The organism is Micromonospora orduensis (genome assembly GCF_006228125.1).
Taxonomy (GTDB): domain Bacteria; phylum Actinomycetota; class Actinomycetes; order Mycobacteriales; family Micromonosporaceae; genus Micromonospora; species Micromonospora orduensis.
In genome coordinates this window covers 61,287-75,456 of the sequence record NZ_VDFY01000068.1, presented here as the reverse complement: position 1 = coordinate 75,456, position 14,170 = coordinate 61,287, and the positions used below count along the sequence as shown (strand labels likewise).

Genomic DNA, 14,170 nt, shown 5'->3' with positions numbered 1-14,170 from the left:
CGACCCTGCCCGCGCCGCGGCGCCCGGCCGAGGACGCCGACACGCCGGTGGCCACCGGCCTTCGCCGGCCACCCCCGCCCTGACCGGCGCCGGACACGACGAGCGGCCGCCCCGGGTGGGGGCGGCCGCTCGCGAGAATGAACCGGCCGGTCAGGCGGTGAGGGTCTCCAGGTGCTGCTTGACCTGGGTGATCGAGGGGTTGGTCAGGGCGCTGCCGTCGGCGAAGCGCAGCGTCGGCACCGTCTGGTTGCCGCCGTTGACGCTCATCACGAACTCCGCGGCCTTCGGGTCCTGCTCGATGTCGACCACCTCGTACCCGATGCCCTCCCGGTCGAGCTGCGACTTCAACCGGTGGCAGTAGCCGCACCAGGGGGTGGAATACATCGTCAGCATGGTCGGATCCTCCAACTCCTCTGACCGCCGGCTTGCGGATCAAGCCGAGGCTGTTCGCTGCAACGTCCGGAGGAGCTGAGATGATTCCTGGTTGTGGTGGTTCACTCAGCGTCGGAACAGGTGCTCGCCGGGCTGGACCCGGAGCAGCGCGCCGCGGTGACCGCACCCGCCGGCCCGGTCTGCATCCTGGCCGGCGCCGGCACCGGCAAGACCCGCGCGATCACCTCCCGGATCGCCCACCGGGCGCTCTCCGGCGACATCTCCCCCCGGCACGTGCTCGCGGTCACCTTCACCGCCCGGGCCGCCGCCGAGATGCGACACCGGATCTCGCTGCTCGGGGTCCGGGGCGTGCAGGCGCGGACGTTCCACGCGGCCGCGCTGCGCCAGGTCCGGTACTTCGCCCCCCGGCTGCTCGCCGGCCGGGCCATGCCCGAGCTGCTGGACAGCAAGGTGCGGCTGGTCACCCTCGCCGCCGCCCGGGTCGGTCTGCGTACCGACCGGGCCGCCGCCCGGGACCTCGCCGGTGAGATCGAATGGGCCAAGTCGTCGCTCGTCGAACCGGGGGAGTACGTCGTTGCGGCGGCCCGGGCACTGCGCGACACGCCGCACGAGCCGGCGAAGGTGGCCGACGTGTTCACCGCGTACGAGCAGCTCAAGCGCTCCAACGGCGTGATCGACTTCGAGGACATGCTGCGCGCCGCCGTGTGGGGCGTCGAGGAGCACCCGGACGTCGCCGAGCAGGTCCGGGGCCAGTACCGGCACTTCGTGGTCGACGAGTACCAGGACGTCAACCCGCTCCAGCAGCGGTTGCTCGACGCCTGGCTGGGTGGCCGCAACGACCTCACAGTGGTCGGCGACGCCAGCCAGACCATCTACTCGTTCACCGGGGCGACCTCGTCGTACCTGGTCGACTTCCCGCGCCGGCACCGTAACGCCACGGTGGTCCGGCTGGTCCGCGACTACCGCTCCACGCCGCAGGTGGTGGGGCTGGCCAACGCGGTGATCTCCCAGGCCCGGGGCACCGAGGCGCGGCTGCGCCTGGAGCTGAGCGGGCAGCGCCCGCCGGGACCGGAACCGGATCTGCGGATCTTCACCGACGAGCCGGCCGAGGCGAACGCCGTGGCCGCGCGCTGCCGGTCGCTCATCGACGCGGGCACGCCGGCGAAGGAGATCGCCGTGCTGTTCCGGGTCAACGCGCAGTCCGAGGCGTACGAGAAGGCGCTCACCGAGGCCGAGGTGCCGTACGTGGTGCAGGGCGCGGAGCGCTTCTTCGAGCGGGCCGAGGTACGCCAGGCGATGGTCGCGCTGCGCTCCGCCACCCGCTCGATCCCGGGCGAGACGCCGCTGCCGACCGCCGTCGTCGAGGCGCTCACCGCCGTCGGATGGTCCCCGGACGCGCCCCCGGCCGGCGGCGCGGCCCGCGAACGCTGGGAGGCGCTGGCCGCGCTGGTCCAGCTCGCCGAGGAGTACGCGGCCACCCCCGAGGTGCTGCCGATCGGCGAGGCCGCCTCGGTGGAGCGCCCGGTCACCCTCACCGACTTCACCGAGGAGCTGGCCAACCGCGCCGCCCAGCAGCACGTGCCGACCGTGGACGGGGTGACGCTGGCGTCGCTGCACTCGGCCAAGGGGCTGGAGTGGGACGCGGTCTTCCTGGTCGGTCTCGCCGAGGGCACCCTCCCCACCACGTACGCGAAGACGGTCGAGCAGGTCGAGGAGGAACGCCGGCTGCTCTACGTGGGGATCACCCGGGCCCGGCAGTGGCTGTGGCTGTCGTACGCCGCCGCGCGCTCGCCCGGCGGGCGGGCCCGGCGACCGTCGCGGTTCCTGCCCCAGCTGGACCGCTCCGGCGGCACCGAGCGGGCGGCCACCGGCACCGGTCCGGCCCGCCGCCCCGAGCGGCGGCGGACGCAGATCATGTCCTGCCGGATCTGCGGCGCCACCCTGCTCGCCGGTCCCGACCGCAAGCTGGGTCGCTGCCCCACCTGCCCGTCCGACATCGACGACGAGCTGCACGAACGGCTGCGTGAGTGGCGGCAGCGGGTGGCCGGGGCGCAGAAGGTCCCGGCGTACGTGGTCTTCACCGACGCCACGCTCACCGCGCTGGCCGAGCGGCGCCCCGGCCGGCCGGAAGAGTTGATCGCCATCGCCGGCATCGGCCCACGCAAGTTGGGCCTGTACGGGGAGTCGGTGCTGGCGCTCGTGGGAGGCGCCGGGGTGGACGACGTCTGCCCGGAGAAAACTTTCGAAATCCAGTCGTAAATTCGTTTGCCCTCGCCCCGGGGCGAGGAATAGCCTCAGGACACACCACGCGAGCGGCGCCATTCCGGCTGCTCACGAGGGTTGGTTCAGTCGATACGAGGAACGTGAGGGAGGTGGCACCCGTGAAGATCTTCACCTATGAGCGTCTGACGGCGATGCCGTCTGTCCACGCTCCGTTGTCGGCTGTCCGGGTGGCCCTCGCGGCCGCACGACCGTCGGTTCCGCAGGTGCACCAGGTTCAGGCCGAGCTGACCCTGGCCGTCGCGCCCACCGGAGTCAACGGGACCAGTGGCATCACGGGCATGGACATCAATGGCGTCAAGCGGCGCACGGATGTCCGCGGCGTTCCACCTCGAGGTAGACCGGTCTGATCATCAGACACCGGCTCACCTCGAGGCCGCGGAACCCGCTTACCGGGATCCGCGGCCTCAGTTTTTTGCCCCGCCGAAGTACGTCGGAATGCGATCCACGAGATCGAAGTGAGAGAGAGGTGACCGGGAGATGAGTCTGGCGTTGGCCCCCCTCGATGTGAGCGTCGAGCTGGAGGCGAACCTGCCCTGCCGGAAGTTCGACCCCGACCTGTGGTTCTCCGACTCGCCTGCCGAGCTCGAGCTGGCCAAGTCGCTCTGCGGGGACTGCCCGCTGCGCGTCGAGTGCCTGGCCGGGGCGGTGGAGCGAGCGGAGCCGTGGGGCGTCTGGGGCGGCGAGATCTTCGAGCGTGGCGCGGTCGTCCCGCGTAAGCGGCCCCGTGGCCGTCCGCGTAAGGAGGACGTCGCCCGTGACGCCGCGCTCCGGGTCGAGGCCGAGGCGCGCCTGGCAGCCAGTGGGCTGTCCGAGGTGCGTGGCGCGGTCCGGCTGGCAGCCTGACATGTTCCCGTTCCGTACCAACGACGCCGGTGCCACATCGGCAGTTAGTGAGAAGACGATGCTGAACGTCCCGACTGGAGCCTTCGAGATGCAACTACTCCACGAAGCGTTGTCCCGGGCTCGAATGCGCCGGCCTCAGGCCGGTCGTACCACCACGAGCACTGAGGCAACCCGATCCGCCCGTACCGTCGCCATGAACAGCCGTAACCAGTCGGCACGCGAACTGGGCGTTCTCTAGTACCACTCCACGAAGAAGGGCGGGTGCCGACCGGCACCCGCCCTTCGTGACGTTCAGGCCACCGGGGCGAAGCCGGGCAGCCAGCGTTCCAGGATGCTGCGGTACGGGGCCTTCGCCTCCAACTGGCAGAGCACCCCGATCGACCCGAGGGTCACCCGGTGGATGAGCAGGTACGACGGCGGCAGGTTGAGCTGGCGGCTCAGCTGGTACGTGGGGGAGCGGGGGCTGGCCAGACGGGCCGCCTCGCCGCGCAACCACGCCCGGGTGAAGCGGAACCCGTCGGTGGCGATGGGCTCCAGCATCGGGCGGATGAACTCGAGCACCCCCTCGGCGTCGATGTCGTCGGTGGCGCCGATGAAGCCCTCGGACCGCAGCCCCTGCACCACCCCGGCGGCGTCGTTGCGCAGGGCCAGCGCCGCGATGCGGCCGATCGGCTCCGGCGTGCCCTCCGGCATCCGGGCCACCGCGCCGAAGTCGATCACCCCGAGCCGGCCGTCGGGCAGCAGCCGGAAGTTGCCCGGGTGCGGGTCGGCGTGCAGGAGCCCGGCCCGCTGCGGCGCGGAGAGGTGCAGGGTGGCCATCAGCCGGCCCGCCTCGTCCCGCTGCTCCTCGGTGCCCTCCCGGATGATGTCGGCCAGCGGTGTGCCCGTCACCCATTCGGTGACCAGCACCCGGGGCGCCGCGTGGACCACCGCCGGGATGTAGATCTCCGGGTCGTCGGCGTACGCGGCGGCGAAGGCGCGCTGCGACTCGGCCTCCAGCTCGTAGTCCAACTCCTCGGTGATCCGTTCGCGAAGCTCGACCAGGAGCGGCTTCACGTCCAGGCCGGGCTGGATGGCCCGGAACATCCCGCCCAGCCGGGAGAGCTGCTTGAGGTCGGCGAGGAGCGCGTCGCCGGCACCCGGATACTGGATCTTGACGGCCACGTCGCGGCTGTGCGGCGCACCCGAGGCGTCGTAGCCCGGTTCCCGCCACCGCGCCCGGTGTACCTGGCCGATGCTGGCAGCGGCGGCCGGGGTGTCGTCGAACTCGACGAACCGGTCCCGCCAGTTCGGGCCGAGCTGCTCGGCCAGCACCTTGTGCACGCTTGCCGCCGGCAGCGGCGGCGCCGCCTCCTGGAGCTTGGTCAACGCCTGGCGGTACGGCGCGGCGATCTCCTCCGGAAGGGCCGCCTCGAACACCGACAGCGCCTGGCCGAACTTCATCGCACCGCCCTTGAGCTGGCCCAGGACGCTGAACAGCTGCTCGGCGGTGCGTTGCTGGATCTCCGCGGAGATCACGTCGGAGGCGAGCCCGGTGACACGCTTTCCCATGCCGAGGACGGTCCGGCCGGCGAAGCCGAGCGGCAGAGCGGCGAGCTTGGCGGTCCGGGACACGGCCCGGCGCGGGATGTCGGTCACCCGGTCATTGTTACCGACCGGAGGGCTCCGCTGCTGCCGTGCGGCCGGGCTGGTGCACCCACCCGCCGCTCCGAGCACCCGCACGCCGGATGTGGTGGCCACCCCCGACGGCGGAACCGGCCGGCGCCGACGATCTCCATCGCGCCGCCGAGCGTCTCCGGACTGCCGCCGTCGAGCTGCGTCAGCGCCTCGGCGAGCGCGTACCCGGTCGCCGCGAGCAGTGTGCCGGTCGCACCGGCGGGGGCCGGCGCGGCGGCGGCGAGTTGAGCGGCGAGCCGGGGCCAGGCCGGGTCGCGGTCGGCCCGGTGCAACTCGACGCAGTGCAGGCAGGGACCGGCGGGTGGGCGGACGAGCGGCCCGACGACCGGTACGCCCTCGCGCAGGGTGACCAGCAGGTGCGGCTGGCGGCGCTGGGCGAGACCGGCGGCGAGCAGGGCTGGAGGACGGTCGGTGCCCAGCTGGATCACCAGGTCGACGCGGGCGGCGCGGCCCGGGTGGGTGCCGGTGCCCGGTGCGGCCCGGCCGATCGCGGCCCGTACCGCCGGGGCCAGCGGGTGGCCCAGTTCGGCGGCCGTGATGCCGGTGCCGACCAGGTCGGCGGATCGTACCGGGCCGCTGAGGTGCGGGATCACCTGCCCGACGCCGGACTGGGCCAGCGCCACGGCCAGTGCCGCGCCGAGCGCGCCGGGGCCGGTGAGCAGCACCCGGGCGGTTCGTCGGCGTCGCAGCACCTGGGCGGGTGTGCCGGGCAGTCGGGCCGCGGTCAGGGCCAGCGCACCCGCCTCGGCGGCGAGCCGCGCTCGGAGCGGGCCGGCCAGGTCGCGGGGAAGCAGGCTGTGCGCGGGTACGAGCAGGCCCGCAGCGCGCAGAGCGGCCAGCAGGGTACGGGCATCGTCGGCGGTGACCCGGGCGGTGACCGCGTGGGCCAGCACCTGCCGCTCGCTACGGCTGCCGTCGAGCAGGTCGAGCAGACCGGCGGCCCGGGGATTGGCCAGCTCCAGCAGCACGGCGGGCCCGGGACCGACGCCGAGTTGCAGGGTGTGCCGGTCGCGCCAGAGACGGTGCAGGCCGGGCAGCAGGGTGGGCCGGGGCAACGCGGTACGACTCATGTTGACGAATCGTGACCGCTTCCCTGCTCTCGGTGGATCGTTGTCCACAGGTGGCCGGGCTGCTATCCAGCGTTGTCCACAAGATTTCGCGGGTTATCCACAACCCGCCGGTAGTGATGTCCGGGACCTGACAGTTGGTCCAGGCCCGAACGGCGATGGGGGCGGGGCGGCCGCCGGCCGCCCCGCCCCCATTCACCCGAACGGGTCAGACCTTGGCCTTGCCCAGGATGCGGTTCACTGTTGTCCCGCACACCGGACACTTTCCCTTGGCCATGTTCATCCCGGTCTTCGAGACCTCGACGTGCCCCTCGAAGTCCCGCTTCTCCTTGCACTTCACGCAGTAACCGTTGTAGCTCTGGGCCTGGTCGGCCACGGTGCCCCTCCTCGTCTCGTCCGCCGGTCAATACGGTCCCGGCGGGTTGCCCGGCGGCGGGCCACACGGGGCGCCGGCGCTGGGTCTCACTCCACGGCCACCTTCGTGACCGCTGGTCCGCGGACCCTACCCAGGTCTGGGCAGTTCCATGTCAGCTGTGCATCGACACTGTGAGCAAGTCGACGTCGAGAGTGTGCATGGCGAAATAGGTCGGATAAGTCAGTTTGGCGGGGACACGCCGACCAAACCCTCTCAGCCACCCGTGCGGGTGCCCCCACGCGCGTCCCCAGCGGTGATCACCTACGGTGGAGACGATGCGCGCCGGCCCCGGTGTTCACGATGGGTGACGAGAGCGCGTGGCGGCGCCCTGGTCAAGAAATTTTCAGGACGCTGGGCGACCAATCACCATTTTCTGGGCGCGTGTCGTGCGGTTGACTCTTGCGGACCCCTGGTCAGTACGCATTAGCTTTCTGTCGTGACACGTAGCCGAGGCTGCGCGGGCCAGTGATGGCGGGGACGCGCAAGCCGGTCGTCGAGGTACGGCGCAGTCAGCGCCGACGACGCACGGTGTCCGCGTACCGCGACGGTGAGCGGGTCGTCGTCCTCATTCCGGACCAGTTCTCCCGCGCCGAGGAGAGCGAGTGGGTCGACCGGATGCTCGCCCGGCTCGCTGCCCGGGAGGGCCGGCTGGCCCGCTCCGACGACGAGCTGCTGGCCCGGGCAACCCGGCTCATCGACCTCTACCTCGGCGGGTACGGCGCGCGTGCGGTGCCGGCCAGCGTGCGGTGGGTCACCAACCAGAACGGCCGGTGGGGCTCCTGCACGCCCGCCGACCGCAGCATCCGGATCTCCCACCGGGTCCAGGACATGCCCGAGTGGGTGATCGACTACGTGCTGCTGCACGAGCTGGCCCACCTCATCGTGCCCAGCCACAACGCCCGGTTCTGGGCGTTGGTGGGTCGCTACCCCAAGGCGGAACGCGCCCGCGGCTACCTCGAAGGCGTCGCCGCCGCCTCCTGCGCCCCCGTACCCACCTGACCCCCGGCCGCCGGCGTGCCCGGTCGCTGGCATCGCCTTGATCGACTCGGGTTCAGGGAGAACGCGCTGTCCGAGACGGTGGGACACCGCGCATTCGCCGAAGACGAGTCGATCAACGGCCGGATGGGCGCGGTGCTCGCCCCCGGTGGGGCGCTAGGGTCGGGGCATGGCGCGGCGAGTGGTGGTGGCGTTGCTCGGGCCGGTCCAGTGGTCGCCGCCCGGCGTCGACCGGGCGGACTGGCGGGCCGCGCTCGCCGAGGACGTCGTCGACCTGATCGCCACCCTCAACGAGGTGGACGTCGCGGTCGCCGTGACCCCTGCCGACCGCGCACTCGCGGACGCGCTGGTCTGGCCGGGAACCGCCGTCTACGAGGTGGCCGAGCCGACGCCGAACGCGGTGTTCGCCGCGTTGGACGGCTACGACCAGGCGGCCGTGCTCGCCGCCGACGTGCCGGACCTTCCCGCGCTGACCATCGGCAAGCTGCTGCGCCCACTCACCACCAGGCCGGTGGCGGTGGCCCCGGTCGAGGGTGGCGGCCCGGGTCTGCTCGGGGTGGCCGTACGGCTGCCCGTGCCGGAATGGCTGCCCCCGCTGGACCTGGACACGGCGACGCCGGCCGACGCGCGCTCGGGTGCGCCCCGACCGGGGGACGTCGCCGTCACGGCCGGCTGGCGACGGATGCGCGGCCCGGCCGACCTTGCCACCCTGGACCCGGCCTTCGAGGGCTGGGAGGCCACCCGCGTCCTGCTCTCCGGCTCGGGCCGTCCCGCCTGACCCGACCCGGGAGCGACCGCGCCCCGTTGATCGACTCCAGATCGCCGAGGTGGCGGTATCGGGCCCACCGGGATCGCGCAACTTCGCCGATGCCGATGTGGAGTCGATCAACAGATGCGAACGGCGGGGCGGGTCGTCAGGGCTTGGCGTCGCCCTCGTCGTCGGTCTCGTCGGGCTGACCGGGAGCCTTCTCCTCGACCCCGCCGGGGGCGGTGAAGTCGAAGTTGTCCAGCTCGCTCAGGTCCATGTCGTTCATCGCGAACGCGACCGGGTCGGCGAAGTCGTCGTCCGACGGGAGCAGGTCGGGGTGCCCCCAGACGGCGTCGCGGCCCTCGATGCCCCGGTGGGTGGTGAGCGCGGCCCAGAGCGCAGCGGCCTCGCGCAGCCGGCGTGGGCGCAGTTCCAGGCCGACAAGCGCGGCGAAGGTCTGCTCGGCGGGACCACCGGCGGCCCGGCGGCGACGGAACGCCTCGCCCAGCCGCACCACGTTGGGCAACCGGTCGCTGGCGGCGCTGTCCACCACGTGGCACACCCAGCCCTCGACCAGGGCCAACGCGGTCTCCAGGCGGGCCAGGGAGGCCTTCTGCGCCGGGGTGTCCTCCGGGGTGAAGATGCCCTCCAGGGCGATGGCCTGCATCGACTCCGGGTCGGTCGGGTCGACCCGGCCCATGGCCTCCTCGATCGCCTCCCGGTTGACCCGGATGCCCGAGGCGTACGTCTCCACCGCGTTGAGCACGTGCCCACGCAGCCACGGGACGTGCTGGAACAGCCGCTGGTGGGCGGCCTCGCGCAGGGCGACGTAGAGGCGTACCTCGTCCTCGGGCAGCTCCAGACCCTCGCCGTACTCCCGGATGTTGGCCGGGATCAGCGCGGCCGTGCCGGCCGGGCCGAGCGGCAGGCCGATGTCGCCGGCGGAGAGCACCTCCGCGGCGAGCGAGCCGAGGGCCTGCCCCAGTTGGCCGCCGAAGAGCGCCCCGCCGAGGGTGGCGACCATCGACTGCATCGGGCCGAGCTGGGCGCGCGCCTCCGGTGGCACCAGGTCACCCATCGCGCCGACCATCCGGCTGGCCACCGGGTCGCAGAGCTTGCGCCACACGTCAAGCGTCTTGTAGATCCACTCGTTGCGGTTCCAGGCGACCGGGGTCTGGATGCCCGACGGCCACGCGGAGGCCGGCTCCAGCCACAGGTCGGCCAGGCGCAGCGCCTCCTCGACCGCGTGGCGCTCGTACGGCGACACCGCCGGGTCGCCGGCGGCCGCGAGTTGGCTGGCCGCCACCTGACGGGCCAGGTCCCAGTTCACCGGCCCGCTGCCCGGCGCGGACAGCAGGTGCTGCAACTGCGACATGAACTGCTGCATCTGCGCGGGATCGTTGGGGTCTGGTGGTTGCCCACCCGGAAGCGCGAAACCGAACGGAATATCAGGCACGACGTCTACGGTACGCGCGCCACGCCCCAGGTCGCCGCCGCTGGCGTTGCGCTGAGGGCGAAGTCGCGTGGCGCATCCGACAGGCGGGCGTCGACCGGTCGGTACGCTCTGGCGCATGAGACGTCGTGGCCTGACGGTCCTGCTCGGTGCCCTGTTCACCGCCCTGCTGAGCATCGGCGTGCTCCGGGTGCCGATCCCGTACGTGGTTCTCGGGCCGGGCCCGACTGTCAACACCCTCGGCACGGCCGACGGCAAGGAGGTCATCAAGGTCTCCGGACGGGACACGTCCACCTCCGCGGGTCAGCTCCGGCTGACCACGGTGGGGGTGCAGCCGACGGTGCGGCTCAGGTCGGCGATCGCCGGCTGGTTCTCCGACGACGAGGCGGTGGTGCCGCGCGAGCTGGTCTACCCGCCCGGTGAGTCGACGGAGCAGGTCGAGCAGCGCAACGCCGAGGACTTCAAGGTGTCGCAGACCAGCGCCGAGACCGCCGCGCTCCGCGAGCTGGGTTTCCCGGTGCAGGTGGTGGTCAAGACCGTCGCCGCGGACGGGCCGTCCGCCGGTGCGCTCAAGGCCGGCGACGTGGTCACCTCGGTCGACGGTCAACCGGTGCCGGTGGCCGCGAAGGTCACCGACCTGATCCGGGCCAAGCCGGCCGGTACGGCGTTGACCATCGGCTACACCCGTGACGGCGTGCCGGCCACCGCGACGGTGACCAGCCGGGAGCAGGACGGCCGGCCGCGGATCGGCGTCGAGATCGACCAGCAGCAGCCGCACCCGTTCACGCTCGACATCGAGTTGGAGGACATCGGCGGTCCGAGCGCCGGCCTGATGTTCGCCCTGGGCATCGTGGACAAGCTGACCCCGGCCGACCTCACCGGAGGGAAGGTCATCGCCGGCACCGGCACCATCGACGACGAGGGCTCGGTCGGCCCGATCGGCGGGATCGCCCAGAAGCTCGTCGGTGCGAAGCGCGCCGGGGCGAAGGTCTTCCTCGTGCCGGCGGACAACTGCGCCGAGGCGGTCCGCAATCCGCAGCCCGATCTGCCGCTGCTGCGGGTGGGCTCGTTGGACGAGGCATTGACGGCTCTGGACACCCTCCGCTCGGGGGGCCAGCCGACCCGCTGCTGACCGGTGTGACCGTGCCCCGACACGTTCAGGAAGACCCCGTACTCTGGGTGCCTGGTCGGAGCCGATCACATCGAGCGTGCGGAGCCAACAGTGGTAATGCGTAGCAGCAGCCCTCTACCGAAGATGAGTCGGCGCGGCCGCGTCACCATCGCTGTCCTGGTCGGGGTGTTCGTGCTCTTCACCCTGCTGGGCTGGGGCGTTCAGGCCTGGACCGACTGGCTCTGGTTCGAGGAGGTCCGCTACACCGAGGTCTTCACCGGTGTGCTGCTCACCCGGCTGCTGCTCTTCCTCGTCATCGGCCTCGGCATGGCGGTGGTCGTCGGTGGCAACCTGTGGTTGGCGTACCGGCTGCGTCCGCGGATGCGGCCGCACTCGGTCGAGCAGGCGACCCTGGAGCGGTACCGGATGGTGCTCACTCCGCGCCTGGGCACCTGGATCTCGCTGGCCGCCGTCGTGATCGGACTTTTCGCCGGCCTCTCCGCGCAGAACCGGTGGAACCAGTGGCTGCTGTTCCGCAACGGCGGCGACTTCGGGGTCAAGGACCCGGAGTTCGGCGTGGACCTCGGCTTCTACGTCTTCCAGCTGCCGTTCTGGCGCTACCTGCTCGGGGTCGCCTTCACCGCCGTGGTGCTGGCCGTGATCGGCGCGCTGGCGGTGCACTACCTGTACGGCGGGGTCCGCCTGCAGGGTGTCGGGGACCGGATGAGCAACGCGGCCCGCGCCCACCTGAGCAGCCTGGTCGCGGTCTTCGTACTGCTCAAGGCCATCGCGTACGTGCTGGACCGGCGGGCGATGCTGCTGGAGTACAACGAGGGCGCCAAGCTGTACGGCGCCGGCTACGCAGACGTCAACGCGCTGCTGCCGGCGAAGGAGATCCTGGCGTACATCTCGATCGTGGTGGCGATCGCGATCATCGTGTTCTCCAACGCCTGGATGCGGAACCTGGTCTGGCCGGGCATCTCGCTCGCCCTGCTCGGCGTCTCCGCGGTGGCCATCGGCGGCATCTACCCCTGGGCGGTGCAGACCTTCGAGGTCAAGCCGAGCGCCAAGGACAAGGAGGCGCCGTACATCCAGCGCAGCATCGACGCGACGCGGGCGGCGTTCGGGCTGGCGGTCACCGAGACCACACCGTACGCGGCGAACAACCTCACGCCACCGGTGAACCTGGCGACCGACACCTCGGTGGTGTCGAACGTGCGGCTGCTCGACCCGCAGCTGGTCAGCGAGACGTACACCCAGCTCCAGCAGGTGCGTGGCTTCTACGACTTCGGCCCCAAGCTGGACATCGACAGGTACGGGGTGAACGGCAAGACCTCCGACTACGTGGTCGGCGTTCGTGAGATCAACTACGGCGAGCTGACCGACCAGCAGAACACCTGGATCAACAGGCACACCGTCTACACCCACGGGTACGGGCTGGTGGCCGCCCCCGCCAACCAGGTGGTCTGCGGCGGGCAGCCGTTCTTCGTCTCCGGCTTCCTCGGCGAGAAGACCCAGGAGGCGTGTTCCTCGCAGACGGAGCAGATCCCGGCCAAGCAGCCCCGCATCTACTACGGCGAGCGGATGGCGGCCGACGACTACGCGATCGTCGGGCAGTCCGACCCGAACAAGAAGGCCGAGTTCGACAGGCCGGTCGGCGAGGGTGGCGGCGAGTCCTACACCTACACCGGTGAGGGCGGCGTGGAGATCGGCTCGTTCACCCGCCGGCTGCTGTACGCCATCAAGGAGCAGGAGTCGAACTTCCTGCTCTCCGAGGCGGTCAACAAGGACTCCAAGCTGCTGTACGTGCGCAACCCACGGGACCGGGTGGAGAAGGTCGCGCCGTTCCTCACCCTGGACGGCGACCCCTACCCGGCGGTGGTCGACGGCCGGGTGCAGTGGATCGTCGACGGCTACACCACGGCGGCCACCTACCCGTACGCCGAGCGGGTCAACCTGCAGACCGAGACCACCGACGAGCTGACCAACCGGGGCACCTTCCAGCTGGCCCGGGAGAACGTCAACTACATGCGTAACTCGGTGAAGGCCACAGTCGACGCGTACGACGGCACGGTGAAGCTCTACGAGTACGACGACACCGACCCGGTGCTCAAGGCGTGGAACAAGGCGTTCGGTGGTGACCTGGTGCTGCCGAAGGCGGAGATCCCGGTCGAGCTGAACGAGCACTTCCGCTACCCCGCGGACATGTTCAAGGTGCAGCGCAACCTGCTCACCAAGTTCCACGTGACCAACCCGGGCGACTTCTACTCCGCGCAGGACTTCTGGCAGGTGCCCAACGTGCCGGACGCTCCGGACAGTGGCCAGAAGCAGCCGCCGTACTACCTGTTCACCCAGTTCCCGGGGCAGGACGGCCCGCGCTTCCAGCTCACCTCCGCGGTCACCCCGAACGGCAGGCAGAACCTCGCCGCGCTGATCTCCGGGTCGTACGTCGACGGCAAGCCCCGGTTGGAGGTGCTGGAGCTGCCGGATCAGACCCGGATCTCGGGCCCGGTGCAGGTGCACCAGCAGATGACCAACAACGCGAACATCCGCCAGCAACTCAACCTGCTCTCCAGCAACCAGGCGCAGGTGCAGTACGGCAACCTGCTCTCGCTGCCCTTCGCCGACGGGATGCTCTACGTCGAGCCGGTCTACGTGAAGAGCAACCAGCAGGACGCGTACCCGCTGTTGCAGAAGGTGCTGCTCTCGTACGGTGACGGCGGTTCGTTCGTGGCGCTCGCCGACAACATCAACGACGGCATCAAGCAACTGGTCGAGCAGGGCAAGAAGGCCGGACAGGGCACGTCGCCGCCCCCGACCACCGGGGGTAACCCGACCACCCCGACGCCGACCGCCACGCCGACGCCCACGCCGACGCCGAGTGGCACCGGCAGCCCGGCGCCGACCGGCGACCTGGCCGCCGCTGCGGACCGGGTGCAGGCCGCCATCACCGAGGTCCGCGCCGCTCAGGCCTCCGGCGACTTCGAGCGGTACGGTCGCGCGCTCAAGGCGCTCGACGAGGCGCTGACCGCGTTCCAGCAGGCGCAGACCGCCAACCCGGCGGGCGCGCCGAGCGGCGGGCCGACGCCGAGCGCCGGCGGCTGACCCGCCAACGGGAGCATCTCGGAGCCCTCGTCGTCTGACCACACCGGTCCGGACGGCGGGGGCTCCGCCGTGTGCGGAC

The 14,170-nt window shown here is 71.5% G+C and carries 12 protein-coding genes; 7 read left to right on the top strand and 5 right to left on the bottom strand.

What is annotated here, in order from left to right:
- Positions 1-150: 150 nt before the first annotated feature.
- On the bottom strand, positions 151-393 hold the full coding sequence (locus FHG89_RS01965) for a mycoredoxin (protein ID WP_139582276.1): 243 nt from the start codon (positions 391-393) through the stop codon (positions 151-153).
- Between the two features lie 93 nt (positions 394-486).
- On the opposite strand from FHG89_RS01965, the gene FHG89_RS01960 reads away from it, so the two are divergent.
- From FHG89_RS01960 to FHG89_RS01950, 3 genes are all read left to right on the top strand, one after another.
- Entirely contained in the window at positions 487-2,652 is a 2,166-nt protein-coding gene (locus FHG89_RS01960; RefSeq protein ID WP_139582275.1) for an ATP-dependent DNA helicase UvrD2, read from the top strand.
- Between the two features lie 122 nt (positions 2,653-2,774).
- The gene (locus tag FHG89_RS01955) at positions 2,775-3,023 is read left to right on the top strand and encodes a hypothetical protein (RefSeq protein ID WP_139582273.1); all 249 of its coding nucleotides are present in this window, start codon (positions 2,775-2,777) and stop codon (positions 3,021-3,023) included.
- A 130-nt stretch (positions 3,024-3,153) separates the two neighbouring features.
- Positions 3,154-3,519, top strand: coding sequence for a WhiB family transcriptional regulator (locus tag FHG89_RS01950; RefSeq protein ID WP_139582271.1), 366 nt, complete (start codon positions 3,154-3,156; stop codon positions 3,517-3,519).
- Between the two features lie 291 nt (positions 3,520-3,810).
- On the opposite strand, the gene FHG89_RS01940 is transcribed toward FHG89_RS01950, so the two are convergent.
- From FHG89_RS01940 to FHG89_RS32740, 3 genes are all read right to left on the bottom strand, one after another.
- A complete protein-coding gene (locus FHG89_RS01940) occupies positions 3,811-5,157 on the bottom strand; it encodes an ABC1 kinase family protein (protein ID WP_139582269.1) in 1,347 nt (448 codons plus the stop codon).
- Positions 5,154-6,266 (bottom strand): TOMM precursor leader peptide-binding protein, encoded by a 1,113-nt coding sequence (locus FHG89_RS01935; RefSeq protein ID WP_139582268.1) that lies wholly within the window; start codon positions 6,264-6,266, stop codon positions 5,154-5,156. The genes FHG89_RS01940 and FHG89_RS01935 overlap by 4 nt, the downstream gene beginning before the upstream one ends.
- Before the next feature lie 205 nt (positions 6,267-6,471).
- Positions 6,472-6,639 (bottom strand): DUF5679 domain-containing protein, encoded by a 168-nt coding sequence (locus FHG89_RS32740; RefSeq protein WP_167517324.1) that lies wholly within the window; start codon positions 6,637-6,639, stop codon positions 6,472-6,474.
- 507 nt (positions 6,640-7,146) lie between these two features.
- On the opposite strand from FHG89_RS32740, the gene FHG89_RS01930 reads away from it, so the two are divergent.
- Both FHG89_RS01930 and FHG89_RS01925 read left to right on the top strand, forming a co-directional pair.
- Positions 7,147-7,677, top strand: a complete 531-nt coding sequence (locus FHG89_RS01930) for a M48 metallopeptidase family protein (RefSeq protein ID WP_139582267.1) — start codon at positions 7,147-7,149, stop codon at positions 7,675-7,677.
- Positions 7,678-7,843: 166 nt separating this feature from the next.
- A complete protein-coding gene (locus tag FHG89_RS01925) occupies positions 7,844-8,452 on the top strand; it encodes a glycosyltransferase family protein (protein WP_139582265.1) in 609 nt (202 codons plus the stop codon).
- 136 nt (positions 8,453-8,588) lie between these two features.
- Here FHG89_RS01925 and FHG89_RS01920 read toward each other — a convergent pair whose 3' ends face one another.
- A complete protein-coding gene (locus FHG89_RS01920; protein ID WP_139582284.1) occupies positions 8,589-9,809 on the bottom strand; it encodes a zinc-dependent metalloprotease in 1,221 nt (406 codons plus the stop codon).
- Between the two features lie 184 nt (positions 9,810-9,993).
- Here FHG89_RS01920 and FHG89_RS01915 point away from each other — a divergent pair, with 184 nt between their 5' ends.
- The gene (locus FHG89_RS01915; RefSeq protein ID WP_208760831.1) at positions 9,994-11,007 is read left to right on the top strand and encodes a YlbL family protein; all 1,014 of its coding nucleotides are present in this window, start codon (positions 9,994-9,996) and stop codon (positions 11,005-11,007) included.
- A 96-nt stretch (positions 11,008-11,103) separates the two neighbouring features.
- Complete coding sequence (locus tag FHG89_RS01910; RefSeq protein WP_139582263.1) at positions 11,104-14,091, top strand: UPF0182 family membrane protein; 2,988 nt, start codon at positions 11,104-11,106, stop codon at positions 14,089-14,091.
- Positions 14,092-14,170 lie beyond the last annotated feature (79 nt).

What these genes read in the sequence shown, in the direction of transcription:
- FHG89_RS01965 (WP_139582276.1), bottom strand. Translation starts at nt 393, where the DNA reads ATGCTGACGATGTATTCCACCCCCTGGTGCGGCTACTGCCACCGGTTG.
- FHG89_RS01950 (WP_139582271.1), top strand. Translation starts at nt 3,154, where the DNA reads ATGAGTCTGGCGTTGGCCCCCCTCGATGTGAGCGTCGAGCTGGAGGCG.
- FHG89_RS01935 (WP_139582268.1), bottom strand. Translation starts at nt 6,266, where the DNA reads ATGAGTCGTACCGCGTTGCCCCGGCCCACCCTGCTGCCCGGCCTGCAC.
- FHG89_RS01930 (WP_139582267.1), top strand. Translation starts at nt 7,147, where the DNA reads ATGGCGGGGACGCGCAAGCCGGTCGTCGAGGTACGGCGCAGTCAGCGC.
- FHG89_RS01925 (WP_139582265.1), top strand. Translation starts at nt 7,844, where the DNA reads ATGGCGCGGCGAGTGGTGGTGGCGTTGCTCGGGCCGGTCCAGTGGTCG.
- FHG89_RS01920 (WP_139582284.1), bottom strand. Translation starts at nt 9,809, where the DNA reads ATGCAGCAGTTCATGTCGCAGTTGCAGCACCTGCTGTCCGCGCCGGGC.
- FHG89_RS01915 (WP_208760831.1), top strand. Translation starts at nt 9,994, where the DNA reads ATGAGACGTCGTGGCCTGACGGTCCTGCTCGGTGCCCTGTTCACCGCC.
- FHG89_RS01910 (WP_139582263.1), top strand. Translation starts at nt 11,104, where the DNA reads ATGCGTAGCAGCAGCCCTCTACCGAAGATGAGTCGGCGCGGCCGCGTC.